The following is a 26,176-nucleotide window of genomic DNA, read 5'->3' as shown; positions in this document are numbered from 1 at the left end:
AGCCCCTGACGCCGCTTGGGATACGGGCGATGACGGTTTGTCCGAAACTGTCACATTTACGCAATCTTCACTAATTAGCCTGCGCAGCATCTTCCCACCTGCCTGCAAGGCTCCTTCCATGAAACTGCATCGCCAACTCCTTACTGCGGCCGTGGCGGCTGCGCTGTTCGTTCCGGCCGCTCACGCTGAAGTGGCCATCGATGTGATCGGCGGTTCGGAAATCACGTTCGAAGGCCTGGTCCAGGCTGACGGCAACTGGTTCGACAACGATGTGGCCGACCTCAACGGCGGCGATGCGGCAAATGGCAAGAACAGCGAATTCGAGCTGCGCCGTGCCGAGCTGGTGCTCAAGGGCAAGGGCCCGGGCAACGTGGAATGGGTGGTGGGCTATGACGCCAAGGCCGACAAGTTCCTGGACACCAACCTGAAGTACAAGCTGTCCGGCAATGCCAACCACTTCGTGCAGTTCGGCCAGTTCAAGCAGCCCAACAGCCTGGAAGAACTGTCCAGCACCAAGAACAACGACTTCATCTCCAAGGCCGCGGTCACCAACACCTACGCCGTGGCCCGCCGCCTCGGTGGTGCGTACAGCATCGGTGACAACAACTGGTCCGTGACCGCCAGCGCCTTCGGCCGCGAGCTGACCCGCAACCTCGCCCACGGCAGCGGCTACGGCGCACGTGGCACCTGGGCCCCGATCAATGAAAAGGGCCAGGTCCTGCACTTCGGCCTGAGCTACGTCGACTACGACACCGACGCCGATACCCTGCGCGTTCGCGCCCGCCCCAACGCCGATCTGGCGACGGTGCGCCTGGTCGACAGCGGCAACATGGTCGATACCGACCGCGTCAGCACGATCGGTGCCGAAGCGATGTACATCGGCGGCCCGTTCAAGGCCCAGGCCGAGTACTACACCAGCAAGGCCAAGCGCTACACCCGCGACAACTACACCAGCGACGGTTACTACGTCAGCGGCCTGTGGAACATCAGCGGCGAAACCTGGGGCTACAAGGGCGGCACCCCGACCACCGGCCTGCCGGACGAGCCGGGCCGCGGCATGTGGCAGCTGGGTGCGCGTTACGACCACATGGACCTCAACGACGGCAACCTGCGCGCCAACCCGGTGGCCGGTCGCCCGCCGATCGTCGATGGCGTGCTGGGCGGCAAGATGGACATCTGGACCGTGGGCGTGAACTACTACTGGCGCTCCAACACCAAGTTCGCGCTGAACTACGTGATGGTGGACAGCAAGAAGTACAGCTCCACCGCCCGTACCTTCGTCAACGACGACCCGAACATCCTCGAAGCGCGCCTGCAGTTCTTCTGGTAAGCCCTGCACCACGCGTGTGACACAAAGGCGCAGCTTCGGCTGCGCCTTTTTTCGTGCCCCGCACCGGTAGAGCCACCCCATGCAGGAACGCGCGGGTATGCTGGGCGCCCTTTGCCCATGGATGGAGCCGATGCGTATCGCCCTCTTGCTGTTGCTGGCCGCCGCGTGCAGTGCCGGCGCCCTGCCCGCCCAGGCGCAGGACTGCCATGATGCCCAGGCGGCCGCGCAGGAGGCCTACATGGTGCGGGCGGACAATGCGCTGCCCGATCGACCCGGTTACACCCGTGACACTGCCGCCAGCGTCTGCCGGCGTTGGCCGGCACGCCCCGAGTTGACCCTGGTGGCCACGCCGGTCTGGCGAGACGGTGGCGACAACGACTCGCGCGATGGCGACGTGGAGGTGCTGGTGATCGATAGCGACACCCTCGCCACGCGCGCGTGGACGGTGCTGTCCGGCGCACTCGACAGCGACGCGGTCTTCTTCGACGGGATGCGCCTGGATACCGCGCGCTACCAGCTTGCACCGGACACCCTCGCGTTCGGGCTGCGCGTGCAGCGGCGCAATGGCTCCGGGCCCAATCCTTTCAGCGAAGAACAGTTGCATCTGCTCGCGGTACAAGCAGACACGCTGCGCACGCTTGGCCCACCGATGGTGCTGCGTCGTTTCCAGGCCGAGTGGGACACCCGCTGCGCGGGTGAATCCATCGACGTATCGCGCACCGTCGCCGTTGGATCCAAGGGCAGACATGGCTTGGCCGACCTCATCCTGCGCGAACGCCGGGTCACCACGCACAGCTGGATGGACGGCGAGCAGTGCCGCGACCAGGACACGCCGGTGGACGGCGAGCGCCACGTGCTGCGTTATGACGGCCGCCGCTACGCGGTCCCGGAGGCGCTGCAGCCGTTGTGACGTGCATCCCAGGATGCATGTCACAAGGCAGTCATATGACAGTCGCTGGGCTGTCATCGAATGGTTATGGAATGAGCACCGGGCGGGACACCCCGCACCTTCATCCATCCCAGGAGCCACCCCGTGATCCACGCCTTCAAGTCGCGCGCCGCCGTTGCCGTCCTCGCCGCGTCGTCCGTGTTCGCCGCCAATGCCGCCGATGTGACCGGCGCGGGCGCCTCGTTCATCTACCCGGTCATGTCCAAGTGGTCGGCCGACTACAGCACCGCGACCGGCAAGAAGGTCAACTACCAGTCGATCGGTTCCGGTGGTGGCATCGCCCAGATCAAGGCCGCGACCGTTGATTTCGGCTCCTCCGATGCCCCGCTGAAGCCGGAAGAACTGGCTACGGCCGGTCTGGCCCAGTTCCCGTCGGTCATCGGCGGCGTGGTCCCGGTGATCAACGTGGCCGGCATCGCCCCGGGCGCGCTGAAGCTGGATGGCCCGACCCTGGGCAACATCTTCCTCGGCAAGATCAAGACCTGGAACGACCCGGCGATCGCCGCGCTGAACCCGGGCGTAAAGCTGCCCGACGGCAAGATCACCGTCGTGCACCGTTCGGACGGTTCGGGCACCACCTTCAACTTCGTCAACTACCTCTCCAAGGTCAACCCGGAGTGGAAGACCAAGGTCGGTGAAGGCACCTCGGTCCAGTGGCCGGTCGGCATCGGCGGCAAGGGCAACGAAGGCGTTGCCGCCTACGTGAAGCAGATCAAGGGCGGCATCGGCTACGTCGAACTGTCCTACGCGCTGCAGAACAAGATGTCCTACGCTGCGATGAAGAATGCCTCGGGCAAGATCGTGCTGCCGAGCGACACCTCCTTCGCCGCCGCTGCCGCCAGCGCCGACTGGGCCAGCTCGAAGGACTTCTACCTGGTCATGACCAACGCCCCGGGCGCCGATGCATGGCCGATCACCGCCACCAACTTCATCCTGGTCCGCAAGCAGCCCAAGAACGTCGCCAACGCCAAGGCCACCCAGGAATTCTTCCGCTGGATCTACAAGAGCGGCGATGCCCAGGCCAAGCAGCTTGATTACGTCCCGCTGCCGGACACCCTGGTCAAGCAGATCGAGACCTACTGGTCGCAGAACCTGAAGTACTGATCCACCGCACAACGAGGCAATGGCGCCGGAGGGACCTCTCTCCCCCTTCCGGCGCCATCGGGCGCGGACCGCAAGGTTCCGCGCCTTTTTGTTGCCCGCCCCCGCACGCCCGCCCCTTGTGTCGCAAGGCTTTGCGTGCGCCCGGTCACGGCGTCATCAAGCTGTAACATAAACATCATTTCATAGTCGCGTCGCCGGGAAGACCGGCCCTTATCCCGCTATGGAGTGACGCATGAAACTGCACACGGCCAGCATTGCCGCCCTTTCCCTGGCCATCGCGCTGGGCCTTTCCGCCTGCAAGCCGGGCGCCGAAGGCCAGGCCGCCGCGCCGGCCACCGACGCGCCTGCCGCTGCCCAGGCGGCTGGCGACCGCCTCACCGCCGAGATTTCCGGCGCCGGTGCATCCTTCATCTTCCCGCTGGTGTCCAAGTGGTCGGCCGACTACAACGCCGCCACCGGCGCCAAGATCAACTACCAGTCGATCGGCTCGGGTGGCGGCATCGCCCAGATCAAGGCCGGCACCGTTGACTTCGGTTCCTCCGACAAGCCGCTGAGCAGCGAAGAACTGGCCCAGGCCGGTCTCGGCCAGTTCCCGTCGGCCATCGGCGGCGTGGTCCCGGTGGTCAACATCGACGGCCTGGAAGCCGGCAAGCTGCGCCTGAGCGGCGCCCTGCTGGCCGACATCTTCCTGGGCAAGGTCAAGACCTGGAACGACCCGGCCATCGTCGCTGCCAACCCGGGCGTCAAACTGCCCGACGGCAAGATCACCCTGGTGCACCGTTCGGATGGCTCAGGCACCACCTTCAACTTCTCCAACTACCTGTCCAAGGTCAGCCCGGACTGGAAGAGCAAGGTCGGCGAAGGCACCTCGGTGCAGTGGCCGGACGGCGTGGGTGGCAAGGGCAATGAAGGCGTGGCCTCGTACGTGAAGCAGATCAAGGGCTCCATCGGCTACGTCGAGCTGGCCTACGCGCTGCAGAACGGCATGCCGTACGCCTCGATGCAGAACGCCGCCGGCAACTGGGTGCAGCCGAGCGCGGAAACCTTCGCCGCGGCAGCCGCCAGCGCCGACTGGGCCAGCGCCAAGGACTTCAACCTGGTCATCACCAATGCCCCGGGCGACCAGGCATGGCCGATCACCGCCACCAACTTCATGCTGATGCGCAAGCAGCCCAAGGATGCCCAGCGCAGCAAGGACACCCTGGCGTTCTTCAAGTGGGCCTTCGAGAAGGGCCAGGCCCAGGCCAACGAACTGCACTACGTGCCGCTGCCGGCCGAGCTGGTCACCCAGATCGAGGCGTACTGGACCAGCGAGTTCAAGTGAACCAGGCAGGCCCGCGCCTGGCGCGGGCCTGACCGATCGCAGCGCCGGGCCCTGCCCGGCGGCACCACGCTCCGAACGTGATGCCGGGCATCGCCCGGCACTACCTCTTCTCTTCTCGGGCCCCCGCCTCAGCCATGAATGCCATCGCCCAGCCTGTTCCCGCACCGTCTCTTCGCGACCTGCGTGATGCCCGCAACGACAAACTGTTCCGTTGGGTACTGATCGCCACCGTCATCCTGGTGCTGGTCGCCCTGGCCTGCGCCGCGCTCTCGATGCTGTGGGGCGGCCGCCATGCCCTGCAGGAGCAGGGCCTGGGCTTCTTCTACTCCTCCGAATGGAATCCGGTCGAGAACAAATTCGGTGCGCTCGCACCGATCTACGGCACCCTGGTCACCGCCCTGATCGCGATGGTCATCGCTGTCCCGGTGAGCTTCGGTATCGCCTTCTTCCTGACCGAGGTCGCCCCGCGCTGGCTGCGTGGCCCGGTCGGTACCGCCATCGAACTGCTGGCCGGTATCCCCTCGATCATCTACGGCATGTGGGGCCTGTTCGTGCTGGTCCCGGTGATGACCGAGTACGTCACCCCGTTCCTCAATGATCACCTGGGCACGATGCCGATCATCGGCCCGCTGTTCCAGGGTCCGCCGCTGGGCATCGGTGTGCTTACCGCCGGCTTCGTGCTGGCGATCATGGTCATCCCCTTCATCTCCTCGGTGATGCGCGAAGTGTTCCTCACCGTGCCGACCCGCCTGAAGGAATCGGCGTACGCGCTGGGTTCCACCAAGTGGGAAGTGAGCTGGGACATCGTGCTGCCCTACACCCGCTCGGCGGTGATCGGCGGCATCTTCCTCGGCCTCGGCCGCGCCCTGGGTGAAACCATGGCGGTGGCCTTCGTGATCGGCAACAGCGTGCGTCTGTCGCCGTCGCTGCTCGAACCGGGCACCACCATTGCCGCCCTGATCGCCAACGACTTCGGCGAAGCCACCGAAACCTACCGCTCGGCCCTGCTGCTGCTCGGCTTCGTGCTGTTCCTGGTGACCTTCGTGGTGCTGGCGATCGCCCGCCTGATGCTGATGCGCCTGGCCCGCAAGGAGGGCAACTGATGTCCACCGCCAACGCCCAACCGCTGTACCTGCGCCGCCGCATCGTCAACGTGGTCGCGCTGCTGATGTCCTGCTTGACCGCACTGTTCGGCCTGTTCTTCCTCGGCTGGATCCTGTGGACGCTGGCCTCCAAGGGCCTGGCCGGCATCAATCTGGACCTGTTCACCAAGATGACCCCACCGCCGATGCAGGAAGGCGGCCTGGCCAATGCCTTCTTCGGCAGCGCGGTGATGTGTGGCCTGGCAATCGCGATCGGCACCCCGCTCGGCGTGTTGGCCGGTACCTGGCTGGCCGAGTACGGCAACTTCCGCAAGACCGGCACGGTGGTCCGCTTCGTCAACGACATCCTCCTCTCGGCGCCATCGATCGTGCTGGGCCTGTTCGTCTACACCCTGTATGTGATGCAGACCGGAGGCCAGTTCTCGGCCTTCGCCGGTGCGCTCTCGCTGGCCTTCATCGTGCTGCCGGTGGTGGTGCGTACCACCGATGAAATGCTGCGCCTGGTGCCTTCGCAGATGCGTGAAGCGGCCCTGTCGCTGGGCATCCCGCAGTGGAAGGTGACGGTGCAGGTGCTGTACCGCAGCGCCGCCGCCGGCATCGTGACCGGCATCCTGCTGGCCCTGGCCCGCATCTCCGGTGAAACCGCCCCGCTGCTGTTCACTGCCTTCGGCAACCAGTACTGGAACAGCAACGTGTTCCAGCCGATGGCGTCGGTGCCGGTGGTGATGAACCAGTTTGCCGGCAGCCCGTACGAATCCTGGCAGGTGCTGGCCTGGGCCGGCGCGCTGGTGCTGACCGTGTTCGTGCTGCTGGTCAGCCTTTCCGCGCGCGGCATCCTGCTGCGCAACCGTATCTCCCATGACTGACCTTTCCACGGACATCGCCATGAACGATCTCTCCAACGCCGTGCCGATGCAGCGCATCGTGGTCCCGGCCTCGCATGAAAGCCTGCAGACCCCGGCGCCGATCAAGCTGGCCGCACGTGGGCTGGATTTCTACTACGACAAGTTCCACGCGCTGAAGGGCATCGACCTGGAGATTCCGGAAAAGCGTGTCACCGCGCTGATCGGTCCCTCCGGCTGCGGCAAGTCCACGCTGCTGCGCATCTTCAATCGCATCTACGCGCTGTACCCCAAGCTGGAAGCGCGCGGTGAAGTGATGCTGGACGGGGAGAACATCCTCTCGCCGAAGTACCCGATGAACCGCCTGCGCAGCAAGGTCGGCATGGTGTTCCAGAAGCCGGTGCCGTTCCCGATGACCATCTTCGAGAACGTGGCCTACGGCATCCGTCACCACGAAAAGCTCTCCAAGTCGGAGATGACTGATCGCGTCGAGCAGGCCCTGCGCCAGGGCGCGCTGTGGGACGAGGTGAAGGACAAGCTCAACCAGAGCGCGCTGGGCCTGTCCGGTGGCCAGCAGCAGCGCCTGTGCATCGCCCGCGCCGTGGCCCTGCGCCCGGACGTGCTGCTGCTGGACGAACCGACCTCCGCGCTGGATCCGATCTCCACCAGCCGCATCGAGCAGCTGGTCGAAGAGCTCAAGCACGATTACACCATCGTGATCGTCACCCACAACATGCAGCAGGCCGCGCGCGTGTCCGATTACACCGCCTTCATGTACTTGGGCGACCTGATCGAACACGACCGCACCGAAGTGATCTTCTCGCAGCCCAACAAGCAGCAGACCGAAGACTACATCACCGGCCGCTTCGGCTGATTCCGGCCCACGAACCCTGGATAGAACCGCATGAGCATTCCCAACGACCACATCGTCAAGAGCTACGACGAAGAACAGCAGCGCCTGGTGGCCGAGATCGTGCGCATGGGCGAGATGGCCGTCGCCCAGCTGGAGGCGTCCATGGACGTCATCGAGAAGCGCGACGAGAACGCCGCCCAGCGCATCATCGCCAACGATGAAGCCATCGACCAGCTTGAGCAGCACATCAGCCACGACGTGATGCGTCTGGCGCTGCGCGGGCCGATGGCACGCGACCTGCGCGAGATCCTGGCCGGCCTGCGCATCCCGGCCGACATCGAACGCATCGGCGATTACGCGGCGAACGTGGCCAAGCGTTCGATCGCCCTGAGCAAGGTGCCGCCGCTGCCGCAGATCCAGGGCCTGCGCGCGCTGGGCCGGCTGGCCGCGCAGCAGGTGCGCCGTGCGATCGAGGCCTACCGCGACAACGATGCCGCCGCGGCGCTGGAACTGCGCGACGATGATGCTCGTCTGGATGCGCAGTACACCGCGCTGTTCCGCGAGCTGCTCACGTACATGATGGAAGACCCGCGCAACATCACCCCGTGCACCCACCTGCTGTTCATGGCCAAGAACCTGGAGCGCGTGGGTGACCATGCCACCAACATCGCCGAGAACGTGTGGTTCCTGGTGCATGGCGAGCAGGCGCTGCCGCCGCGCGAGAAGCGCGACGAGACGAGCAGCACCGATCACGTCTGAGCATGGGCTTCAAAAACGGAAAGCAAAAGCCGCTGCCTTCGGGTGGCGGTTTTTTTTTGCTCGCTGGGAGGCGCCAGTGATCTCGACCCAGCGCCCGACCCACTTGCCGCTGAGGAATGCGGCGCTGCACTTCACGAAACGTTGAATCCTGTGTGAGGATTCGATGAGCCGGGCCAGGCCACCATGGCCGCACCTGCTGCCCCCACGCAGCCATCCCGGGCCCCGGCCCATTTCAAGGAGATCCACCCGATGAGCACACCCACCCGATCACTGTCTTTGTTGGCGGCCACTGCGCTGGCCGCGGGCCTGGGCGTTACTGCCTCCGCATCTGCGTTGAGCATGACCGAGCTGGCCCAAGGCTATCTGGTGGCCGGCCAGGCAGCGACCAAGGCTGCCGAGGGCAAGTGTGGCGAAGGCAAGTGCGGTGCGCATGGCGACAAGGCTGCGACCACCGGTGCCAAGGCCGCCGAAGGCAAGTGTGGGGAAGGCAAGTGCGGCGCCGACAAGGGAAAGACGACCGGCGCCAAGGCCAAGACGGCTGGCGACAAGAAGACGGCGGAAGGCAAGTGCGGCGAAGGCAAGTGCGGTGCCAAGCACTGACGCTCTCGCTACTGGCCTGGCCCGGTCGCCGCTGCCTGCGGCGGCCACCGGACTGGGTTTGCGCCGGGCCCTGCTGCAGGACCTGCGCGATGCGCCAAACGGCGATATCGACTTTCTCGAATGCGCGCCGGAAAACTGGATCGGTATCGGTGGGCCGGCCGGCGACGCACTCGCCGAACTGACCACGCGCCACCCGCTCACCTGCCATGGGCTGTCGCTCTCGCTGGGCAGCACCGCGCCGCTGGATACCGTGCTGCTTGAACAGGTAGGACGGTTCCTCGACCGGCACAACGTGCCGCTGTACAGCGAACACCTGAGCTACTGCAGCGATGACGGCCATCTCTACGACCTCCTGCCGATTCCTTTCACCGACGAAGCCGTGCGCCACACCGCCTCACGCATCGCCCGCGTGCAGGACCTGCTGGGCCGGCGCATCGCGGTGGAGAACGTGTCCTACTACCTCGCCCCGGACCCGGCCATGGACGAACTGGCCTTCACCAACGCCGTGCTGGCCGAGGCCGATTGCGATCTGTTGCTGGACGTCAACAATGTCTACGTCAACGCGTGCAACCACGGCTACGACGCCGATGCGTTCATCGCCGGGCTGCCGGCCGCGCGCATCGTCTGCCTGCATGTGGCCGGCCATCTGGACGAAGCCCCCGACCTGAAGATCGACAGCCATGGCAGCGCAGTAATCGATCCGGTCTGGGACCTGCTCGCCCGCACCTATGCACGCATCGGCGCGCGCCCCACGCTGCTGGAACGCGATTTCAATTTCCCGTCTTATGCCGAACTGCGCGGAGAACTGCAGCATATCCGCCGACTGATGGCCGCCCATGCCGGGAGCGGACATGACTGACGCCCCGGCACGGCTTCACGCACAGCAGAGAGCGTTCACCGCCCATCTGCGCGACCCGGACCATATCGCGGCCCCCGAAGGCATGGACGCGCGCCGGCTGGGCGTCTACCAGCGGTTGGTGTTCAACAACGTCCTGGGCCTGCTCGGCAACGGTTTTCCGGTCTGCGTGCAGCTGCTGGGGGACGCGGCGTGGGCCGCCCTGGTCCGGCGCTTCCTTGCCGGTCACCCGGCGCAGACACCGTTGTTCACCGAACTGGCTGCCGAGTTCGTGCAGTGGCTGCAGCACCAGGCCGCGCTGCCACACCCGGCACTGGCCGAACTGGCACATTACGAGTGGGTGGAAACGGCTTTGCATCAGCTGGAGGCAACGGCGCTGCCGCCGTCTCCCGGCCTGGACCCGATGCACGCGGCGCTGCAACGCTCGCCGTTGGCCTGGCCCCTGCTCTATCACTGGCCGGTACACCGGCTCGGCACCGACGATGCCCCCTCGTCGCCTGGCCCCGAGCCAACCGGGCTGCTGGTCCGACGCCAGCGCGATGGCCAGGTCCGCTTCGCTGCGATCAGCCCGATGGCCGCACAGCTGCTGGAGCAGATCGGCCAGCATCCCGGCCGTACCGGCGTCACCTACCTGGAGCAGCTTGCGCACACGCACGGCATGGCGGCCGATGCCTTGTTCCTGCCCGGTGCCGCCCTGCTGCGCCAGTTCCACGACAGCGGCGTGATCGGGCCTGCCGCGCCCGCGACCTGACCCTTCCACAAAGGAATTGCATCGATGAAGTCACCGCCCCTGGTCGCCCTGCGCGACCGGCTGGATCGTCTCGCCCCGTGGCTGGCTCCGCTCGGCCTGCGCCTGCTGATGGGCTGGGAGTATTTCGAGTCCGGCCGCGAAAAAATGCGCGGCCAGAACTGGTTCGATGATCTCCAGCAGGCCTTCCCGTTTCCGTTCGACCAGTTGCCGGCCGCACTCAACTGGCAGTTGGCCACGTGGTTCGAATTGGTCGGCGCGGCATGCCTGCTGCTCGGGCTGGGCACGCGCCTGGCCGCCAGCAGCCTGCTGGTGCTGACCGTGATCGCCACCGCTGCCGTGCACTGGCCGATGCATTGGAATGGGCTTGGCGAGCTCGCGATGGGCTATGTGATCACCGACCAGGGCTTCGGCAACTTCAAACTGCCGCTGCTGTTCATGGCCATGCTGCTGCCCTTGGCCCTGCAGGGTGCCGGCCCGCTGAGCCTGGACCACCTGCTGCGCCGCGGCCGCGGACACCTGCCGGCAAGGGCCTGAGCGCGGGGGCGTACAGGTCCCTCTGCTAAACTGACGCGATGACTGACGACCTCCCCCGCTCCGACGCGCCGGCAGCTGCCGACGTACTGCCCGCTGCCGCCCAGCGCTTGATGGCAACCCGCTTCCGCGGCTTCCTGCCGGTGGTGGTGGATGTGGAGACAGGCGGCTTCGACTCAGATCGCCACGCCCTGCTGGAGATCGCCGCCGTTCCGATCGAAATGGATGAGAACGGCGTGCTCTATCCGGGCCAGACCGCCAGCGCCCACGTGGTGCCGGCCGAAGGCCTGGAAATCGATCCCAAGTCGCTGGAGATCACCGGGATCATCCTGGATCACCCCTTCCGCCTGGCCAAAGTCGAGCGCGATGCGCTGGACCACATCTTCGCGCCGATCCGGGCGGCGATGAAAAAGTACGGCTGCCAGCGCGCCATCCTGGTCGGGCACAACGCGCATTTCGATCTGGGCTTTGTCAATGCCGCGGTCAACCGCACCGGGCACAAGCGCAACCCGTTCCATCCCTTCAGCGTGTTCGACACGGTCACCCTGGGCGGTATCGCCTATGGCCAGACCGTGCTGGCACGCGCCGCCACGGCGGCCGGGCTGGGCTGGGATGCCGACGAGGCGCACAGTGCGGTGTACGACACCGAGCAGACCGCCAAGCTGTTCTGCAAAGTCGCCAACAGCTGGCCGCGCCCCTGAGGCTGCGCACCCGCGGCGCACGGTCGCCGGCTGGCGCGCAGATCGTCAACCGATAGCGGTCCTGTCGCGCCCTTCGCTTTTCGCCCGATACAAGGCGCGGTCGGCGCGCTGGTACAACAGCATCGGCGTGCGGTCGGCAGCATCCAGTTCGACAAGTCCCGCACTGAAGGTGACCTTCAGGCCCGCAATCCCTGCCCAGTCCGGATGATCGTGGAACAGCCCGCGCAGCCGCGCGCAGACCTGGGCCGCTTCATCCAGACGGGTGTCATTGAGCAGCAGCGCGAATTCTTCGCCACCGGTGCGTGCGGGCATGTCCGAGTCCCGACAGGCCGAGGCCAGCAGCCGTGCCACTTCCACCAGCACCACATCGCCCACTGAATGGCTGTGCTGGTCGTTCACTTCCTTGAAGTGGTCGATGTCCAGCACCACCAGGCACAACGGGTGATGGCTGCGCTGTGAGCGCGCGAAATCGCGCGCCAATGCCTCATCGAACGCACGCCGGTTCGGCAGTCCGGTCAAGGCGTCTTCGCGCGCCTGGCGCTCGAACGCCTCGGCCTGGACCGCCAGGCGATCAGCCAGTTCGGTCTTCTCCTGGTTCAGTGCCTGCAGGTTGACCGTCTGTGCCTGCAGATCCAGCGTGGCGTCCTGCACCAACCGCGCGAGCCGCACGTTGCTGGCCTTGTAGCGATTGATCAGGTAGCGGTACAGCGCGACCAGCCCCGCCAGCAACAGCAGCGCGGCGATCAGCTGCACGCTGTGGCGTTGCCACAGGAACGGTTCGACCGTGAATTCCCAGACCGCTTCACTGTCGCTCCAGGCGCCACCGGGATGCGCGGCCGACACATGCAGGGTGTAATCGCCCGGCGGCAGCCCGATGAACTCCACACTGCGTTGCTGCCCGCGCTCGACCCAGCCCTTGTCCAAGCCGTCCAGACGCGTGCGGTAGCGGATACGCTCGGAGAGCAGATAGCTCAGCCCCACATAACTCACGCTGAGGCGTCGGCCACCCGGGATGGTGTTGTGATTGCTGCCCTGCCAGTGCAGCGGCGCGCCATCGACCAGGACGCTTTCGATCACCGCCGGGGGTGCCAGGCGCTCTCGGAAACGCTGCAGGCGCAGTGGGTCGACCGTGCTCAGACCGCCGGCCGTGACCACCCAGAAGGTGCCGTCCTGGCGCAGGATCGCCGAGGGGCCCGAGCTGCCATTGGCCTGTGAGTTGGCCATGCCGTCGATCTCGTTGTAGTGCTCCACCTCGACCCGTGCGGCGCGACCGTCGGCGACCGCGTTGAGCATGGCCATGTCGGTCCGCAGGACGCCGCGGTTGCTGCTGATCCAGACATTGCCCACGCGATCGGGAATCAGCTGGAAGACCGTATCCACCGGCATGCCCTGCTCCAGGCCGACCCGTGCCAGCGTGCCTTCCTGGTAGCGGTACAGGCCGCGATCGGTGCTGATCCACATCGCATCGCCGATCTGCTGGAACCCGAACACACTGCGGCCTCCGCCCAGTGCCTCCAGATCGATCGCCTGCACGCGATTGCCGCGCAGCACGCGGATCCCCTCGATGGTACCGATCCACAGTGCGCCCTCGGCATCGTGGGTGAGCGCGGTGGTCAGCCCGGTGGGCATGCCGGGAATGGTCACCGGCTCGGCCTTGTCGGCAACGATGCGCACCACGCCCTTCTGGGTGCCGGCCCAGATCACCCCCTCGCGGTCGATACTGATCGCGCGGATGTTGCCGCCGAGCAGCCCGTCGGCGCTGCCATACGTCCGCTGCTGCTGTCCGTTCTCGCCGACCCGGAAGATGCCATCGCCGAAGGTGCCCACCCACAGGTCACCGTTGCGGTCCTGGGCCAGGCTCAGCACCGAAGGGCTCTTGCCGACGTTGTTGCGCAGCGGCACGGGAATGAACGTCCCTTGGGCGTCGCGACGGTCAAGGCCGCGCGCGCTGCCGATCCAGAGCTGCCGTTGGCGATCCTCGAAAACGGTGCGCACGTAATCGCCACTGAGCCCGTCGCGCTCGGTAAAGCTGCTGAACAGGGTTTCGCGCAAGCGGTACAACCCGCCATTGGCCCCCACCCAGATACTGCCTTCGGCATCTTCACGCAGGCTGACCACCCGCCCGCCGGGTAGCGACAGCCCGGCCGGCAGCCGCTCCAGCCCATGCCGCGACAAACGCAGCAGGCCCTGGTTCTCGGTACCCAGCCACAGGTCACCATGGCGGTCCTGCAGCATCGCCGTGATATGGGTCACGCCGGGCAGACGGTGCTGCAACTGCGGCACGCCATCCTGCATGCGATAGATGCGCTCGCCGGCGACCACCCACATCACCCCATCCGGGGCGCGATAGGGCCAGACCAGACCACGGCCCAGCCCGAAGCTCTCCGGCGCCCGGCGCAGGACACCATCGGTATCACGCACGACCAGTCCGTCCAGCGTACCGACCCAGACCCGGTCCTGGGCATCCACGACCAGTTTGGTGAAGCTCATCGCCAGCGGCACGTCGGCCGGCGGCGGTTGGTAATCGATGTGGCCGTCCGGGCCGAGGCTGGCGATGCCCTTGCCTTCGTACAGCAGCCACAGACGCCCATGGCTGTCCATCTGCATCGCCTGGATCAACACCTGCGGCGTATCGGCGCGATGCTCCCAGACCTGCCAGCGCCCGTCCGCGCCGCGCCGGGTCACGTTGCCACGCGAATCGCTGATCCACAGCCCACCGCTACGGTCGACCAGCAGCCCGCCTACCCCGTTGTCGCGCAGGCCCGGTGTGGTACTGCGGTCGAAGACCGTGAAATCCAGGCCGTTGTAGCGGACCAGCCCTTCCCAGGTGGCGAACCACAGGTGGCCCTCCGGGGTCTGCGCGATATCGCGCAGGGAGTTGTGCGGCAGGCCGTTGCGGGAGGTCCACACATCGATGGCGTAATCGCGCAACGGCGGCGGGCCATCCTGCGCCGACAGCGACCACGGCAGCGCGCACAGCAGCAACAGCCACAGCGCGGCCGCCTGCAGGGTTGGCATGCCTGGAACATTCAGTTGTACCGGCCGCCACCGGATCCTGCCCCCCCGCTCGCTCATCCGTGTGGATCAGCCTTGGGCAGGCGCCGTGTGCATGGGGGGAACGGCCGTGCACCAGCGCGATGGCTGGCAGAGTCGTACGCTCTCATGGGGGAGACGCTGGAAAGAGACGCCCATAGTAGGCAAAACCGGGCGCCTTGGGGGAGCTGGCTCAGCCCCCGCGCGTGCCCGCCGCTGCGCGGGCCGGCGAGGACCAGCGCACGATCGCCTCCAGACCCCCTTGGGGATGGTTGCGCAGGTGCAGCGTCGCCCCGTCCTTTTCGGCCAGCGCGCGGGCGATGGTCAGCCCGAGCCCCGCGCCGCCGGTCTGGCGCGAGCGCGAGGTTTCCAGCCGCACGAACGGATCGAAGACCGCTTCCAACTCGTCCTCGGCCAGGCCAGGGCCGCTGTCGCGGATGCGCACCACCACGTCCTGCCCGGCCTGCTCCACCCGCACCCGCGCGGTCTGGCCGTACATCACCGCGTTGTCCACCAGGTTGGAGAACAGGCGATGCATGGCCAGTGGCCGCAGCATCAGCACTGCGCCGCTGGGCTGTTCAAAGTGCACGTCCGCACCGGCCTCGACGGCATCCTCGACGATGCTCTCCAGCAGCGAATCCAGGTCCAGCGCGGCACGCTGCTCGGCGCTCTCGGCGCTGCGGGCCAACTCCAGGCCCTCGCGGATCAGCGCCTGCATCGCCCCCAGATCGCCGATCAGGCGCTCGCGCAGCGCTTCGTCGGTGACGTTCTCCAGACGCAGCCGCAACCGGGTGACCGGGGTCTGCAGGTCATGGGTGATCGCGGCCAGCATCTGGGTGCGCTCGCCGAGGTGGCGCTGCAGGCGTTTCTGCATGGCGTTGAACGCTTCGGCGGCGCGGCGCACTTCCAGCGGACCGGTCACCGGCATCGGCGCGCCCTGCAGGTCATCGCCCAGCGCCGCGGCGGCATCGGCCAACCGCTGCAGCGGTGCACTGGCCATGCGCGCCACGATATACGCCAGGATCGCAATGGCGACCACCAGCAGGGTCAGGAACAGCGGGTCGACCGCGAGCACACCGTTGTGCGCGACAGCCGGGGAATCCAGCGCCAGCCGCAGCGGCGTGCCGTCGGTCAGCTGCAGGGTCACCACGCGGCACTTGGGCGGGATGAAGGCCGGGTCGCGCTCACGCGGCGGATGCCGCATCTTTTCCTTGTCGCGCGGCGGCGGCAGCAGTTCCGGCAGGCGCGGCAGACACGAACGGAACGAGGTAAAGGCGACCTGGCTGCTGGCGACAGGGCCGGGCCGGTCATCGAGGATTTCCATCAGCGCGGCATCAGGCCTGCCGATGCGTGCGCCCTCCGGCAATTGGCGCACGCTCGGGCCGCCACTGCCGAGCAGCCGCTCGCGCAGCTCCGGATTACCGTCGAGCAGGTTCACGAAGCCCTGCAGGCGGTCGGCAATGCGGTTGAGGTTCTGCCGTTCAAATTCCTGCTGGCGCTTGGTGCTGGCCAGCATGGTGGCACCGACCGCGGCTACGCTCATGCCCAGCAGCAGGATGACGAACAGCCGCCCGACCATCGAGGCGAAAAAGCGCCGCAGGCGTTTCATTCCAGGGTCACTGCCGCCGCAAGTACGTAGCCTTCGTTGCGCACGGTCTTGATGAGCCCGTCGCTGCCGCCGTCATCGGCGAGCTTGTTGCGCAGCCGGCTGACCTGCAGATCGATGGCACGGTCCTGGGATTCGTAGTTGCGGCCACTGCTGAGCGACACCAGCTGCTCACGCGACAGTACCTTGTTGGCATGGCCGACGAAGACCCTCAGCAGGCGGAATTCAGCCCCGGACAACACCACCACGCGCCCATCGGGATCGACCAGATGGCGGTGCTCGAGATCGAAGATCCAGCTGGAGAAGCGCGCCCGGCGGATCGCCAGCGGCTCCAGGTTGGCCGGCAGCGCCTCAGTGCGCCGCAGAACGTTGCGGATACGGGCGAGCAGCTCGCGCGGCTCAAACGGCTTGGCGAGATAGTCGTCGGCGCCCATTTCCAGGCCCAGCACGCGATCAATCGGCTCGCTGCGCGCGGTCAGCATGATCACCGGCGTGCTCGAGCGCGCACGCAGGTCGCGGCACAGGGTCAGGCCGTCTTCGCGCGGCAGATTGAGGTCGAGCACGATCAGGTCGACGTGCTCGCGCTCCAGCAACTGGCGCATGCCATTGCCGTCGCCGGCAGTGCTGACCAGGTAACCGGCGCGGCCAAGCTGCTCGGCGAGCAGCTGGCGGATATCGTTGTCGTCATCGACGATCAGCAGTCTGTGCATGCTGTTGGCAGTCTCCATGCGGTGATCATCCCCTGTCGGGAGCTGAACCGCATCTCCTGGTTTGCGTACGTCTGTTTCAAAGGGTGATGCAGATACACAACGAAACGTGTTGAGCACCGCAGGGATACATCTTGGTACACGGCAAGCATTGAGCCGGCAGTGAACGATCTTCACAATGCTGACAACGCCGATGCACCGGCCTGCCGAGTTGACGATCATCGTGAAGCCCCGTTTGCCCAGAACCCGCCGTGCTCGCCTCCTGCTGTTGCTTGTGGTCCTCGTCCTGATCGCCGCGATTGTGGCATGGATGCTGCGCAAGCCGGCTGCACCCACCCTGGCCACCTCGCCGGTCAGCCGCGGCGATATCGAACAGACCGTGGAAGCCACCGGCGTGATCGATGCCTACAAACTGGTCAGCGTCGGTGCGCAGGCTTCCGGCCAGATCAAATCGCTGAAGGTGCAGCTGGGCGATACCGTCAAGGAAGGCGACCTGATCGCCGAGATCGACGCCACCACCCAGCAGAACCAGGTGCTCAACGCCCAGGCCTCGCTGGATCAGGTCAAGGCGCAGCGCGCGGTGCAGCAGGCCAGCCTGCGGGAAGCCGAGCTCGAGTTCGCCCGCCAGCAGCAGATGCTGGCCGCCGAGGCCACCTCGCGCGCCGAGTTCGATGCGGCCGACGCCAAGCTCAAGACGGCGCGCGCCCAGATCCAGTCCTTCGATGCTCAGATCACCGGTCGCGAAACCGAGCTGGGCACCGCCCGCGCCAATCTGGCCTACACCCGCATCACCGCGCCGATGGACGGCACCGTGGTCGCGGTGGTCGCCGAAGAGGGCCGCACCGTCAACGCCAACCAGACCGCGCCGACCATCGTGATGCTGGCCCGCCTGGACCTGGTCACGGTGAATGCCGAGGTCTCCGAAGCGGACGTGGTCAAGATCAAGGCCGGCATGCCGGTGTACTTCACCACGCTGGGTGAGCCGGACCGCAAGTTCCACGCCACGCTGCGCCAGATCAACCCGGCGCCCTCCTCGATCGCGAACGACAGTTCCAGCAGTTCCAGTTCGTCCAGCTCCAGCTCCAGCACCGCGGTCTACTACAACGCGCTGTTCGATGTAGAAAATCCCGACGGCACGCTGCGCATCGACATGACCGCGCAGGTCTCGGTGATGCTCAAGCAGGCCAGGAACGTGCTGATCATCCCGGCCGTTGCGCTCGGGCCTAAGACCCGCGACGGGCAGTACATGGTGCGTGTGGCCGATGCCGATGGCATGCCCACGCCGCGCAAGGTCAAGATCGGCATCAACAACGGCGCCAATGCCGAAGTGCTGTCCGGGCTGGAAGAAGGCGACAAGGTCATCGTGGGCGAAGGCGGCGGCGCGCAGGGAGCCGGTAGCGGCAACCGCGGCGGTGGCAGCGTGCGGATCAGCGGCCCCGGCATGGGCGGGCCGCGCCGATGAGCAGGGCCGCCACGGGCACGCCGCTGCTGCGGCTGCGCGACCTGCGCCGCGAGTTCCCGGCGGGCGATGAAACCATCGCGGTGCTGCGCGACGTCAACCTGGACATCGCGGCCGGCGAGATGGTCGCCATCGTCGGCCAGTCCGGCTCGGGCAAGTCCACGCTGATGAACATCCTCGGCTGCCTGGACCGGCCGACACGCGGCAGTTACCAGGTGGCCGGCCGCGAGACCGGCCGGATGGAGCCGGACGAACTGGCCGAACTGCGCCGCGAACATTTCGGCTTCATTTTCCAGCGCTACCACCTGCTCGGCGATCTGGATGCGCGCGGCAACGTCGCCGTGCCGGCCGTGTACGCCGGCAGCCCGGGGCCCGTGCGCACCGCTCGGGCCGAACAGCTGCTGCAGCGGCTCGGCCTGGGCGACCGCATGAACCACAAACCCGGCCAGCTCTCCGGTGGTCAGCAGCAGCGCGTGTCGATCGCGCGGGCGCTGATGAACGGTGGCGAGGTGATCCTCGCCGACGAACCCACCGGCGCACTGGACACGAAATCCGGCGAAGAGGTGATGGGCATCCTCGGCGAGCTGCATGCCGAGGGCCACACCATCATCATCGTCACCCACGACATGAGCGTGGCCGAACACGCCCAGCGCATCATCGAGATCCGCGACGGCGAGATCATCGCCGACCGTATCAATCCGAATGCGCCGAGCTACCGCGCGCAGCGCCAGCCGACCGTGGCTGCCGGCAAGGGGCACAGCTGGCGGGCCGCGCGGGATCGTTTCACCGAAGCGTTCCGGATGGCCCTGCTGGCCATGAACGCCCACCGCCTGCGCACCTTCCTGACCATGCTCGGCATCATCATCGGCATCGCCTCGGTGGTCTCGGTGGTGGCGATGGGCAATGGCTCCCAGCAGCAGATCCTGCAGAACATCAGCGCGCTGGGCACCAACACCATCGACGTGTATCCCGGCCGTGGCTTCGGGGACATGCGTTCGGCCCGCGTGCAGACCCTCAAGGCCAGCGACGCCGATGCGCTGGGCCGCCAGAGCTACATCGACAGCGCCACGCCCAGCGTGTCGTCCTCGGTGACCGCCCGTTACCGCAACCAATCGGCCACCGCCCAGGTCAACGGCGTGGGCGAGCAGTTCTTCCGGGTCAAGGGTGTGACGTTGATCGCCGGCAGCTTCTTCGACACCGATGCGGTGCGCAGCCTGGCCCAGGTGGCGATCATCGATGAGAACACCCGCACCCAGTTCTTCCCCAATGGCGAGGATCCCATCGGCCAGGTGATCCTGCTCGGCAACGTGCCGGTGCGCGTGGTCGGTGTGGCGCAGCGGCAGAGCTTCGGGTTCGGCGGCAGCACCAGCCTGAGCGTGTGGGTGCCGTACACCACGGTGATGTCGCGCATGCTCGGCCAGAGCCATGTCTCCAGCATCACCGTGCGCGTGGATGACGCCACCCCGATGGATGCCGCACAGGCTGCGATATCCAAGCTGCTGATCATGCGCCACGGTACCGAGGACTTCTTCCTCAGCAACAGCGCCGAGATCCGCCAGACCATCGAGCAGACCACCCGCACGATGACCCTGCTGATCAGCGCCATCGCGGCGATCGCGCTGCTGGTCGGCGGCATCGGCGTGATGAACATCATGCTGGTCTCGGTGACCGAGCGGACCCGCGAGATCGGCGTGCGCATGGCGGTCGGCGCGCGGCAGAGCGATATCCGCCAGCAGTTCCTGATCGAGGCGGTGCTGGTGTGCCTGCTCGGCGGCCTGCTGGGCGTTGGCCTGTCGCTGGTGGTCGGCTGGCTGTTCGGCAGATTCGCGCCGGACTTCCAGATGCTGTTCTCGACCGCATCCATCGTGGCCGCCTTTGCCTGCTCCAGCCTGATCGGCGTGGCGTTTGGTTTCCTGCCGGCCCGCAATGCCGCCCAACTTGATCCCGTGGAGGCGCTGGCGCGCGAATGAAGATCTCTCCTGCTCTGCTGCACCCCGCTTCGCTGCGTCCGCTGGCCCTGGCCTGCGTGACCGCGCTGGCCTTGTCCGCCTGTGTCAGCACCGGCCGCTACCAGGCCGACGCGCCGGCGGTGCCGGCCACTTATGGCCGCGGCGATGCCACCCTGAACACCCCCACCGAGACCGTGAGCGAACAACCGCAGGCGGCACCGGCGGATGTCCGCAATGATGCCTGGTGGACCCAGTTCGGCGACCCCGGCCTGGACCGCGTGATCGATCGCGCCCTGACCGCCAACACCGACCTCGTCTCGGCGGGGCTGGCCGTGCAGCGCGCGCGCCTGCAGGCCGGGCTGGCCGACAACGCGCTGTGGCCGCAGCCCTCCGGCAGCGTCAGCAGCAGCGGCAATCGCCCCATCGACCAGAGCGCCGACTGGAACCGCGGCAGCTCGGCCGGCGTGTCACTGCAGTGGGAGATCGACCTCTGGGGCCGCCTGCGCACCCAGCGTGACATCGCGCAGTGGGAAGCCCAGGCCAGCCAGGAAGACCTGCAGAACACCGCGCTGATGGTGATCAGCGACGTGGCCACGCAGTACTGGACGCTGGCCTTCCTCAACCAATCCATCGCCGCCGGCCAGGCCAACCTGACGCGGCTGGAGCGCACTCGCGAGCTGGTCCAGGCGCGCTTCGATGCGGGTGCGGTGTCGCGCCTGGAAGTGCGCCAGGCCGCGCAGAGCCTGGAGGCGCAGCGTGCCGCGCAGAGCGCGTTGGAGCAGCAACGTGTCGCCGCACGCAATGCGTTGACCGTGCTGCTGGATGGACAGCCGCTGGCCCTGGCCGACGAGCCGCAACAGCTGCAGCGCGTGGGCAGCCCGGTGGTCGCCGAAGGCCTGCCCGCCGATCTGCTCGGCCGGCGCCCTGACCTGCGCGCCGCCGAACTGCGCCTGCGCAACAGCCTGAAGACCATCAAGGTCACCGCCACCCAGTATTACCCGGCGCTGAGCCTGACCGGCAGTGTCGGTACCGGTGCCACCTCGCTGTCGGACGTGCTGAAGAATCCGGTCGCCACCCTGGGCGCGGGGCTGTCGCTGCCCTTCCTCAACGTCCGCCAGGCCCAGTTGAACACCCGCCTGGCCGGCACGGATTATCAGATCGCAGCCAACGGGTTCCGCCGCACGCTGTACACCGCGCTGTCGGAAGTGGACAACGCCCTCTCGGCGCGCACCCAGTTCGCCACACAGGTGGCGGCCTCGCAGGCGTCCTACGACGAAGCGGTGGAGATCGAGCGGATGTACGAAGTGCGCTACCGGGTCGGTGCCACCGACCTGCGCACCTGGCTGGAAGCCCAGCAGACCCGGCGCGATGCCGAGCTGTCCCTGGCGTCGGTACGCCAGCGACAGCTGATCAACGATGTCACGTTGTTCAAGGCACTGGGCGGAAGCGCGGGCTAATACCCCGCGTAGAGCCGACCGTTGGTCGGCTATCGACGCACCATGTAGAGCCGACCGCTGGTCGGCTGCCGTCCGCCGTGTAGAGCAGCCGACCAACGGTCGGCTCTACCCCCAAGCGCGCGGCTTACAGCCCGCGCTGACGCACCGCTTCGAACAGGCTCACGCCGGTGGCGACGGAGACGTTCAGGCTCTCGATATCACCCGGCATCGGGATCTTGACCAGGCCATCGCAGTTTTCGCGGGTCAGGCGGCGCAGGCCGTCGGCTTCGCCGCCCAGCACCAGCGCCACGTTGCCCTTCAGGTCGATCGCGTACAGCGACTCGGTGGCTTCACCGGCCAGGCCGTAGATCCACACCCCCAGCTTCTGCAGGTCCTTCAGGCAGCGCGACAGGTTGGTCACCTGCACCACCGGGATGCGGTCGGCCGCGCCGGCCGAGGTCTTGCGCACGGTCGCATTGACCGAGGCCGACTTGTCCTTGGGAATGATCACCGCCGTGGCACCGGCCGCCGCCGCGCTGCGCAGGCAGGCGCCGAGGTTATGCGGGTCCTGGACCTCGTCGAGGATCAGCAGCAGGGCCTTGCCCTCGGCCGCTTCGACCAGCCCTTCCAGCTCGTTCTCGCCCCAGGTCCGCGCGGCCTGGTAGCGTGCCGCCACGCCCTGGTGACGCACCGAACCGCCCACACCGTCCAGCGCCTGGGTGTTCACCTTGCGCACGTCGATGCCCTTGCGACGTGCGTTTTCCTCGATCTCGGTCAGACGCGGGTTCTTCGCACCGGCCTCGATGAGGACCTCGCGGACGTTCTCGGCATCATTCTCGATCGAAGAGGCGACGGCGTTGACGCCGACGATCCACTGGCTTTGCTTGCTCATTGCGGGGGGCGGGACCGGTAAAGGGGTTGGTAATGGTAGAGCATCAAGGCCCACCCTGCCCTGCCGGGCGTTCACGGGGGGCGTTCACCGCCGGCCTTCAGCCCGGCGGCCACTCCGCGGTGTCGTGGTCCGGATGCTGATGGGAGACGATGTGCAGCAGGAACTCCCCGGCTTCGGCGTCCTCCTCGCTGCGCAGCGCGCTGAGCGATCCCAGCGCATCCACGAACGGGAGCTTGGCCTCGATCCCGTACTGGATCGTCGGCGGCAGGCGGGCCGGCTCGTCGAAGGCGCCGGCTGCGACGGCCACACCATCCGGGGCTTCATAGGTCAACGGAGTGCCGCAGTCGGCGCAGAAGCCACGCCTGACCATGTTGGACGACTGGAAACGCCGCGGCTCACCACGGGTCCAGCGAAACTCGCTGCCGCGCACCGATACCAAGGGGGCGTAGTACGCGCCGAAGGCCTTCTGGCACATCCGGCAATGGCAGATCGAGCTGTGGGTCAGCGCGCCGACCACATGGAAGCGGATCGCCCCGCACTGGCAGCCGCCGCTGTATTCGGGGAGGGACGGCATGGGATTGCTCCGATGAGATCCAAGGGGACAGCCCGCCGATCAAGCGTGGGCGGGTATCCAGCGTGCCGACCGAGGGTCGGCACCTGCCGCGTACCGGCCGTGGGCCGGTACGCGTCGATCAATACTTCTGTTTCTGGCGCTTGGCCGGCTGGCCGCGCGGCGGCAGTTCCGGCACCGAATCATCCTTCTCTTCGACGAGGCGGAAGTCGATCTTGCGCTCTTCCATGCTGGCCTTGAGCACCAGGATCCGTACCCGGTCACCGAGTCGGTAGATCTTGCCGCGGCGCTCACCGTTGAGCGTTTTGCGCACCGCGTCGAACTGGTAGTAGTCGTGTGGCAGCTGGGTCACGTGGACCAGGCCGTTGACCTTGGATTCGTCCAATTCCACGAACAGGCCGAAGCTGGTCACACCACTGATCACGCCATCGAACTGGCCACCCACGTGCTTTTCCATCCACGCGGCGCGGTAACGCTCGTCCACTTCGCGCTCGGCTTCATCGGCGCGGCGTGCACGTTCGGAGCACTGCAGGGCCAATGCGGCCATCTCGCGCGGCGAGTAGGTGAACTTCTCCGGCGCGGCCCCGCTGAGCGCGTGCTTGATCGCACGGTGCACCAGCAGATCGGGGTAGCGGCGGATCGGCGAGGTGAAGTGCGCATACGCATCCAGCGCCAGGCCGAAGTGACCCAGATTGTCCGGCGAATACACCGCCAGGCTCTGGCTGCGCAGCAGCACCGATTCCAGCAGCGCCGCGTCCGGACGATCGCGCACCTTCTTGAGCAGCTTGGTGAAATCGGCCGGCTGCACCTTCGACCACGGCGGCAGGCTCAGCTTGAATTCCTTCAGGAACTCCAGCAGATCGGCGTACTTGGATTCCGGCGGACGTTCATGGTCACGGAACGGCGCGGGCACCTGCTTGGCCAGCAGGTAGCGCGCGGCCTGCACGTTGGCCGCGATCATGCATTCTTCGATCAGCTTGTGCGCATCGTTGCGCACCATCATCCCGGCCTGGGTCACTTCGCCGGTGTTGTCCAGCACGAAGCGCACTTCGGAGGTTTCAAACTCGATCGCACCGCGGCGGGTACGCGCCTTGGCCAGCACGTGATACAGCTGGTACAGGCGGTCGACCTGCGGCATCAGCGGACCGATCGCCTTGCGCGCGGCCGGGTCGTTCTCGCCCACCGCTTCCCAGACCTGGTTGTAGGTCAGGCGCGCATGCGAGTTCATTACCGCTTCGTAGAAGCGCGAATGGATGACCTCGCCTTCACGGTTCACCTGCATGTCGCAGACGAAGCACATGCGGTCGACCTTCGGCATCAGCGAGCAGATGCCGTTGGAGAGCGTCTCCGGCAGCATCGGCACCACGAACCCGGGGAAGTAGACCGAGGTCGCGCGCTTCTGCGCTTCATCATCCAGCGGCGTACCGGAACGCACGTAATTGGAGACGTCGGCGATCGCCACGACCAGGCGGAAGCCTTCGGCATTGGGTTCGCAGTAGACCGCGTCGTCGAAGTCCTTGGCATCCTCGCCATCGATGGTGACCAGCGGCGTGTTGCGCAGGTCTTCGCGGTGGCCGATCTGCTCCGGGGTGACCACCATCGGCACCGCGGTGGCTTCGGCCAGCACTTCAGCCGGGAATTCGAACGGCAGTTCATGGCCGTGGATGGCGGTTTCCACTACCAGCGAAGCGGTCAGCTTGTCGCCGAGCACGGCGATGATGCGGCCAATCGGCGGGCGGCGGGTATCCGGCGCCTGGGTCAGCTCGCAGACCACCAGCTGGCCGTCGCGGGCATCCCCGGTCTGGTCGGGCGGAATCTGCACATTGCGCTGGACGCGCTTGTCATCCGGCACCACGTAGTTGATGCCGAACTCGACGCTGAAGCGACCGATCAGGCGGCTCATGCCACGCTCAAGCACACGCGAGATGCTCGCCTCGCGGCGACCACGACGATCGATGCCGGTCACGTTGACCAGCACGCGGTCGCCATGCAGCACCTTGCGCATTTCGAACGGCGGCAGGAACAGATCGTCGCCACCTTCGACCGGGCGCAGGAAGCCGAACCCTTCCGGGTTAGCGATCACCACGCCGGTGATCAGGTTGACCGCCTGCAGCGGCGCGAAACCGCCACGGCGGTTCTGCACCAGCTGGCCGTCACGGCACATTGCCCCCAGGCGCTTGCCCAGGGCATCGGCGCGGTCCGGCTCGGTGAGGCCGAGATGGATGGCAATCTCTTCGGCGGTCTGCGGGCCATCGCAGCGATCGAGCAGCTGCAGGATCGCCTCACGGCTGGCGATCGGCTGCGCATAGCGCTCGGCCTCGCGGGCGGCGAACGGGTCGACCTGGACCTCACCGTCGAGCGGGGTCGGATGCGGGCGGCGACGGGTCGGGATCGGCCCGGCATGCGCGGGCTTCGGGCCCCGCTTGTTGCCGCGCGGCGGCTCAGGAGTGTTCAGGGATTCGGGCATCCAGGGTGGCAGCTTGCCGGCCTTCTTGGCGGCAGCGCGGGGCTTGCCCGACGGACCGGCTGCCTTCTTGGGCGCCGGGGACTTGGGGGCTTTCGCGCCCTGGGTCGGTTTCTTTGGTTTCATTGACCTCAATAGTAACCGCTGCAGGTGTGCAGAAGCGGTCAGCGACACGCCTGTGCAGGATTGTGAAGAATTTTCACAAAACCGTTGACAACCTTCCCGGACATGCCCAGAATTCGCCCCCTGAGTCGCCCAGGTGGCGGAATTGGTAGACGCACTAGCTTCAGGTGCTAGCGGGGGCAACTTCGTGGAGGTTCGAGTCCTCTCCTGGGCACCATGACTCAGAAAATGAT

At 66.8% G+C, this 26,176-nt stretch carries 22 protein-coding genes and 1 tRNA gene; 17 read left to right on the top strand and 6 right to left on the bottom strand.

Annotated features, from left to right (window positions below; all coding sequences use genetic code 11):
* The first annotated feature begins 118 nt into the window (after positions 1-118).
* The 13 genes from ABE464_RS00115 to rnt all read left to right on the top strand — a co-directional run bounded on the left by ABE464_RS00115 (position 119) and on the right by rnt (position 11,703).
* Positions 119-1,330: an OprO/OprP family phosphate-selective porin gene (locus ABE464_RS00115; RefSeq protein WP_346470237.1), complete on the top strand. Its 1,212-nt coding sequence runs from the start codon at positions 119-121 to the stop codon at positions 1,328-1,330.
* A gap of 130 nt (positions 1,331-1,460) precedes the next feature.
* Positions 1,461-2,240, top strand: coding sequence for a hypothetical protein (locus ABE464_RS00110; protein ID WP_346470236.1), 780 nt, complete (start codon positions 1,461-1,463; stop codon positions 2,238-2,240).
* Positions 2,241-2,363: 123 nt separating this feature from the next.
* On the top strand, positions 2,364-3,383 hold the full coding sequence (pstS, locus tag ABE464_RS00105) for a phosphate ABC transporter substrate-binding protein PstS (RefSeq protein ID WP_346470235.1): 1,020 nt from the start codon (positions 2,364-2,366) through the stop codon (positions 3,381-3,383).
* Between the two features lie 232 nt (positions 3,384-3,615).
* Positions 3,616-4,707, top strand: a complete 1,092-nt coding sequence (gene pstS, locus ABE464_RS00100; RefSeq protein WP_346470234.1) for a phosphate ABC transporter substrate-binding protein PstS — start codon at positions 3,616-3,618, stop codon at positions 4,705-4,707.
* A 134-nt stretch (positions 4,708-4,841) separates the two neighbouring features.
* Positions 4,842-5,810, top strand: coding sequence for a phosphate ABC transporter permease subunit PstC (pstC, locus tag ABE464_RS00095; protein WP_346470233.1), 969 nt, complete (start codon positions 4,842-4,844; stop codon positions 5,808-5,810).
* On the top strand, positions 5,810-6,676 hold the full coding sequence (gene pstA, locus ABE464_RS00090) for a phosphate ABC transporter permease PstA (RefSeq protein WP_313211691.1): 867 nt from the start codon (positions 5,810-5,812) through the stop codon (positions 6,674-6,676). Before pstC ends, pstA begins: the two co-directional genes overlap by 1 nt.
* A 19-nt stretch (positions 6,677-6,695) precedes the next feature.
* Complete coding sequence (gene pstB, locus ABE464_RS00085) at positions 6,696-7,526, top strand: phosphate ABC transporter ATP-binding protein PstB (protein ID WP_070471812.1); 831 nt, start codon at positions 6,696-6,698, stop codon at positions 7,524-7,526.
* A gap of 30 nt (positions 7,527-7,556) precedes the next feature.
* Positions 7,557-8,264 carry a phosphate signaling complex protein PhoU gene (gene phoU / locus ABE464_RS00080; protein ID WP_070471813.1) on the top strand — a complete coding sequence of 236 codons (708 nt, stop codon included), beginning with the start codon at positions 7,557-7,559 and terminating at the stop codon, positions 8,262-8,264.
* Positions 8,265-8,513: 249 nt separating this feature from the next.
* The gene (locus ABE464_RS00075) at positions 8,514-8,864 is read left to right on the top strand and encodes a hypothetical protein (RefSeq protein ID WP_070471814.1); all 351 of its coding nucleotides are present in this window, start codon (positions 8,514-8,516) and stop codon (positions 8,862-8,864) included.
* Positions 8,851-9,723 (top strand): DUF692 domain-containing protein, encoded by an 873-nt coding sequence (locus ABE464_RS00070; protein ID WP_346470232.1) that lies wholly within the window; start codon positions 8,851-8,853, stop codon positions 9,721-9,723. Before ABE464_RS00075 ends, ABE464_RS00070 begins: the two co-directional genes overlap by 14 nt.
* Positions 9,716-10,471 (top strand): putative DNA-binding domain-containing protein, encoded by a 756-nt coding sequence (locus ABE464_RS00065; protein ID WP_346470231.1) that lies wholly within the window; start codon positions 9,716-9,718, stop codon positions 10,469-10,471. Before ABE464_RS00070 ends, ABE464_RS00065 begins: the two co-directional genes overlap by 8 nt.
* Positions 10,472-10,495: 24 nt before the next feature.
* On the top strand, positions 10,496-11,005 hold the full coding sequence (locus ABE464_RS00060) for a DoxX family protein (protein ID WP_346470230.1): 510 nt from the start codon (positions 10,496-10,498) through the stop codon (positions 11,003-11,005).
* 110 nt (positions 11,006-11,115) lie between these two features.
* On the top strand, positions 11,116-11,703 hold the full coding sequence (gene rnt, locus ABE464_RS00055; RefSeq protein WP_346470676.1) for a ribonuclease T: 588 nt from the start codon (positions 11,116-11,118) through the stop codon (positions 11,701-11,703).
* Between the two features lie 45 nt (positions 11,704-11,748).
* On the opposite strand, the gene ABE464_RS00050 is transcribed toward rnt, so the two are convergent.
* From ABE464_RS00050 to ABE464_RS00040, 3 genes are all read right to left on the bottom strand, one after another.
* On the bottom strand, positions 11,749-14,721 hold the full coding sequence (locus tag ABE464_RS00050) for a two-component regulator propeller domain-containing protein (protein ID WP_346470229.1): 2,973 nt from the start codon (positions 14,719-14,721) through the stop codon (positions 11,749-11,751).
* Positions 14,722-14,929: 208 nt separating this feature from the next.
* Positions 14,930-16,345: an ATP-binding protein gene (locus ABE464_RS00045; protein WP_346470228.1), complete on the bottom strand. Its 1,416-nt coding sequence runs from the start codon at positions 16,343-16,345 to the stop codon at positions 14,930-14,932.
* Complete coding sequence (locus tag ABE464_RS00040; protein WP_123728792.1) at positions 16,342-17,070, bottom strand: response regulator transcription factor; 729 nt, start codon at positions 17,068-17,070, stop codon at positions 16,342-16,344. The genes ABE464_RS00045 and ABE464_RS00040 overlap by 4 nt, the downstream gene beginning before the upstream one ends.
* Positions 17,071-17,242: 172 nt before the next feature.
* On the opposite strand from ABE464_RS00040, the gene ABE464_RS00035 reads away from it, so the two are divergent.
* The 3 genes from ABE464_RS00035 to ABE464_RS00025 are packed head-to-tail and all read left to right on the top strand — an operon-like array spanning position 17,243 to position 21,914.
* A complete protein-coding gene (locus tag ABE464_RS00035) occupies positions 17,243-18,511 on the top strand; it encodes an efflux RND transporter periplasmic adaptor subunit (protein WP_346470227.1) in 1,269 nt (422 codons plus the stop codon).
* Entirely contained in the window at positions 18,508-20,478 is a 1,971-nt protein-coding gene (locus tag ABE464_RS00030) for a MacB family efflux pump subunit (RefSeq protein ID WP_346470226.1), read from the top strand. Before ABE464_RS00035 ends, ABE464_RS00030 begins: the two co-directional genes overlap by 4 nt.
* The gene (locus ABE464_RS00025) at positions 20,475-21,914 is read left to right on the top strand and encodes a TolC family protein (RefSeq protein WP_346470225.1); all 1,440 of its coding nucleotides are present in this window, start codon (positions 20,475-20,477) and stop codon (positions 21,912-21,914) included. The genes ABE464_RS00030 and ABE464_RS00025 overlap by 4 nt, the downstream gene beginning before the upstream one ends.
* 124 nt (positions 21,915-22,038) lie before the next feature.
* Here ABE464_RS00025 and rlmB read toward each other — a convergent pair whose 3' ends face one another.
* The 3 genes from rlmB to rnr all read right to left on the bottom strand — a co-directional run bounded on the left by rlmB (position 22,039) and on the right by rnr (position 25,946).
* The gene (rlmB, locus tag ABE464_RS00020; protein WP_019184367.1) at positions 22,039-22,785 is read right to left on the bottom strand and encodes a 23S rRNA (guanosine(2251)-2'-O)-methyltransferase RlmB; all 747 of its coding nucleotides are present in this window, start codon (positions 22,783-22,785) and stop codon (positions 22,039-22,041) included.
* A gap of 97 nt (positions 22,786-22,882) precedes the next feature.
* On the bottom strand, positions 22,883-23,359 hold the full coding sequence (locus ABE464_RS00015; protein WP_346470224.1) for a GFA family protein: 477 nt from the start codon (positions 23,357-23,359) through the stop codon (positions 22,883-22,885).
* Positions 23,360-23,477: 118 nt separating this feature from the next.
* On the bottom strand, positions 23,478-25,946 hold the full coding sequence (rnr, locus tag ABE464_RS00010; protein WP_346470223.1) for a ribonuclease R: 2,469 nt from the start codon (positions 25,944-25,946) through the stop codon (positions 23,478-23,480).
* A 127-nt stretch (positions 25,947-26,073) separates the two neighbouring features.
* Here rnr and ABE464_RS00005 point away from each other — a divergent pair.
* Positions 26,074-26,160, top strand: a tRNA-Leu gene (locus tag ABE464_RS00005).
* Positions 26,161-26,176: the final 16 nt, after the last annotated feature.

This window comes from Stenotrophomonas sp. TWI587, assembly GCF_039674145.1.
In the GTDB taxonomy this organism is placed as follows: Bacteria; Pseudomonadota; Gammaproteobacteria; order Xanthomonadales; family Xanthomonadaceae; genus Stenotrophomonas; species Stenotrophomonas maltophilia_AY.
The sequence above is the reverse complement of the archived record's forward strand: the minus strand, read 5'-3'. Positions and strand labels throughout refer to the sequence as shown.

Excerpts from the sequence above, each read along its gene's own strand:
- ABE464_RS00115 (WP_346470237.1), top strand. The coding sequence starts at position 119 with ATGAAACTGCATCGCCAACTCCTTACTGCGGCCGTGGCGGCTGCGCTG.
- ABE464_RS00110 (WP_346470236.1), top strand. The coding sequence starts at position 1,461 with ATGCGTATCGCCCTCTTGCTGTTGCTGGCCGCCGCGTGCAGTGCCGGC.
- pstS (WP_346470234.1), top strand. The coding sequence starts at position 3,616 with ATGAAACTGCACACGGCCAGCATTGCCGCCCTTTCCCTGGCCATCGCG.
- pstC (WP_346470233.1), top strand. The coding sequence starts at position 4,842 with ATGAATGCCATCGCCCAGCCTGTTCCCGCACCGTCTCTTCGCGACCTG.
- pstA (WP_313211691.1), top strand. The coding sequence starts at position 5,810 with ATGTCCACCGCCAACGCCCAACCGCTGTACCTGCGCCGCCGCATCGTC.
- pstB (WP_070471812.1), top strand. The coding sequence starts at position 6,696 with ATGAACGATCTCTCCAACGCCGTGCCGATGCAGCGCATCGTGGTCCCG.
- phoU (WP_070471813.1), top strand. The coding sequence starts at position 7,557 with ATGAGCATTCCCAACGACCACATCGTCAAGAGCTACGACGAAGAACAG.
- ABE464_RS00075 (WP_070471814.1), top strand. The coding sequence starts at position 8,514 with ATGAGCACACCCACCCGATCACTGTCTTTGTTGGCGGCCACTGCGCTG.
- ABE464_RS00065 (WP_346470231.1), top strand. The coding sequence starts at position 9,716 with ATGACTGACGCCCCGGCACGGCTTCACGCACAGCAGAGAGCGTTCACC.
- ABE464_RS00060 (WP_346470230.1), top strand. The coding sequence starts at position 10,496 with ATGAAGTCACCGCCCCTGGTCGCCCTGCGCGACCGGCTGGATCGTCTC.
- rnt (WP_346470676.1), top strand. The coding sequence starts at position 11,116 with ATGGCAACCCGCTTCCGCGGCTTCCTGCCGGTGGTGGTGGATGTGGAG.
- ABE464_RS00050 (WP_346470229.1), bottom strand. The coding sequence starts at position 14,721 with ATGCCAACCCTGCAGGCGGCCGCGCTGTGGCTGTTGCTGCTGTGCGCG.
- ABE464_RS00045 (WP_346470228.1), bottom strand. The coding sequence starts at position 16,345 with ATGAAACGCCTGCGGCGCTTTTTCGCCTCGATGGTCGGGCGGCTGTTC.
- ABE464_RS00040 (WP_123728792.1), bottom strand. The coding sequence starts at position 17,070 with ATGGAGACTGCCAACAGCATGCACAGACTGCTGATCGTCGATGACGAC.
- ABE464_RS00035 (WP_346470227.1), top strand. The coding sequence starts at position 17,243 with ATGCACCGGCCTGCCGAGTTGACGATCATCGTGAAGCCCCGTTTGCCC.
- ABE464_RS00030 (WP_346470226.1), top strand. The coding sequence starts at position 18,508 with ATGAGCAGGGCCGCCACGGGCACGCCGCTGCTGCGGCTGCGCGACCTG.
- ABE464_RS00025 (WP_346470225.1), top strand. The coding sequence starts at position 20,475 with ATGAAGATCTCTCCTGCTCTGCTGCACCCCGCTTCGCTGCGTCCGCTG.
- rlmB (WP_019184367.1), bottom strand. The coding sequence starts at position 22,785 with ATGAGCAAGCAAAGCCAGTGGATCGTCGGCGTCAACGCCGTCGCCTCT.
- ABE464_RS00015 (WP_346470224.1), bottom strand. The coding sequence starts at position 23,359 with ATGCCGTCCCTCCCCGAATACAGCGGCGGCTGCCAGTGCGGGGCGATC.
- rnr (WP_346470223.1), bottom strand. The coding sequence starts at position 25,946 with ATGAAACCAAAGAAACCGACCCAGGGCGCGAAAGCCCCCAAGTCCCCG.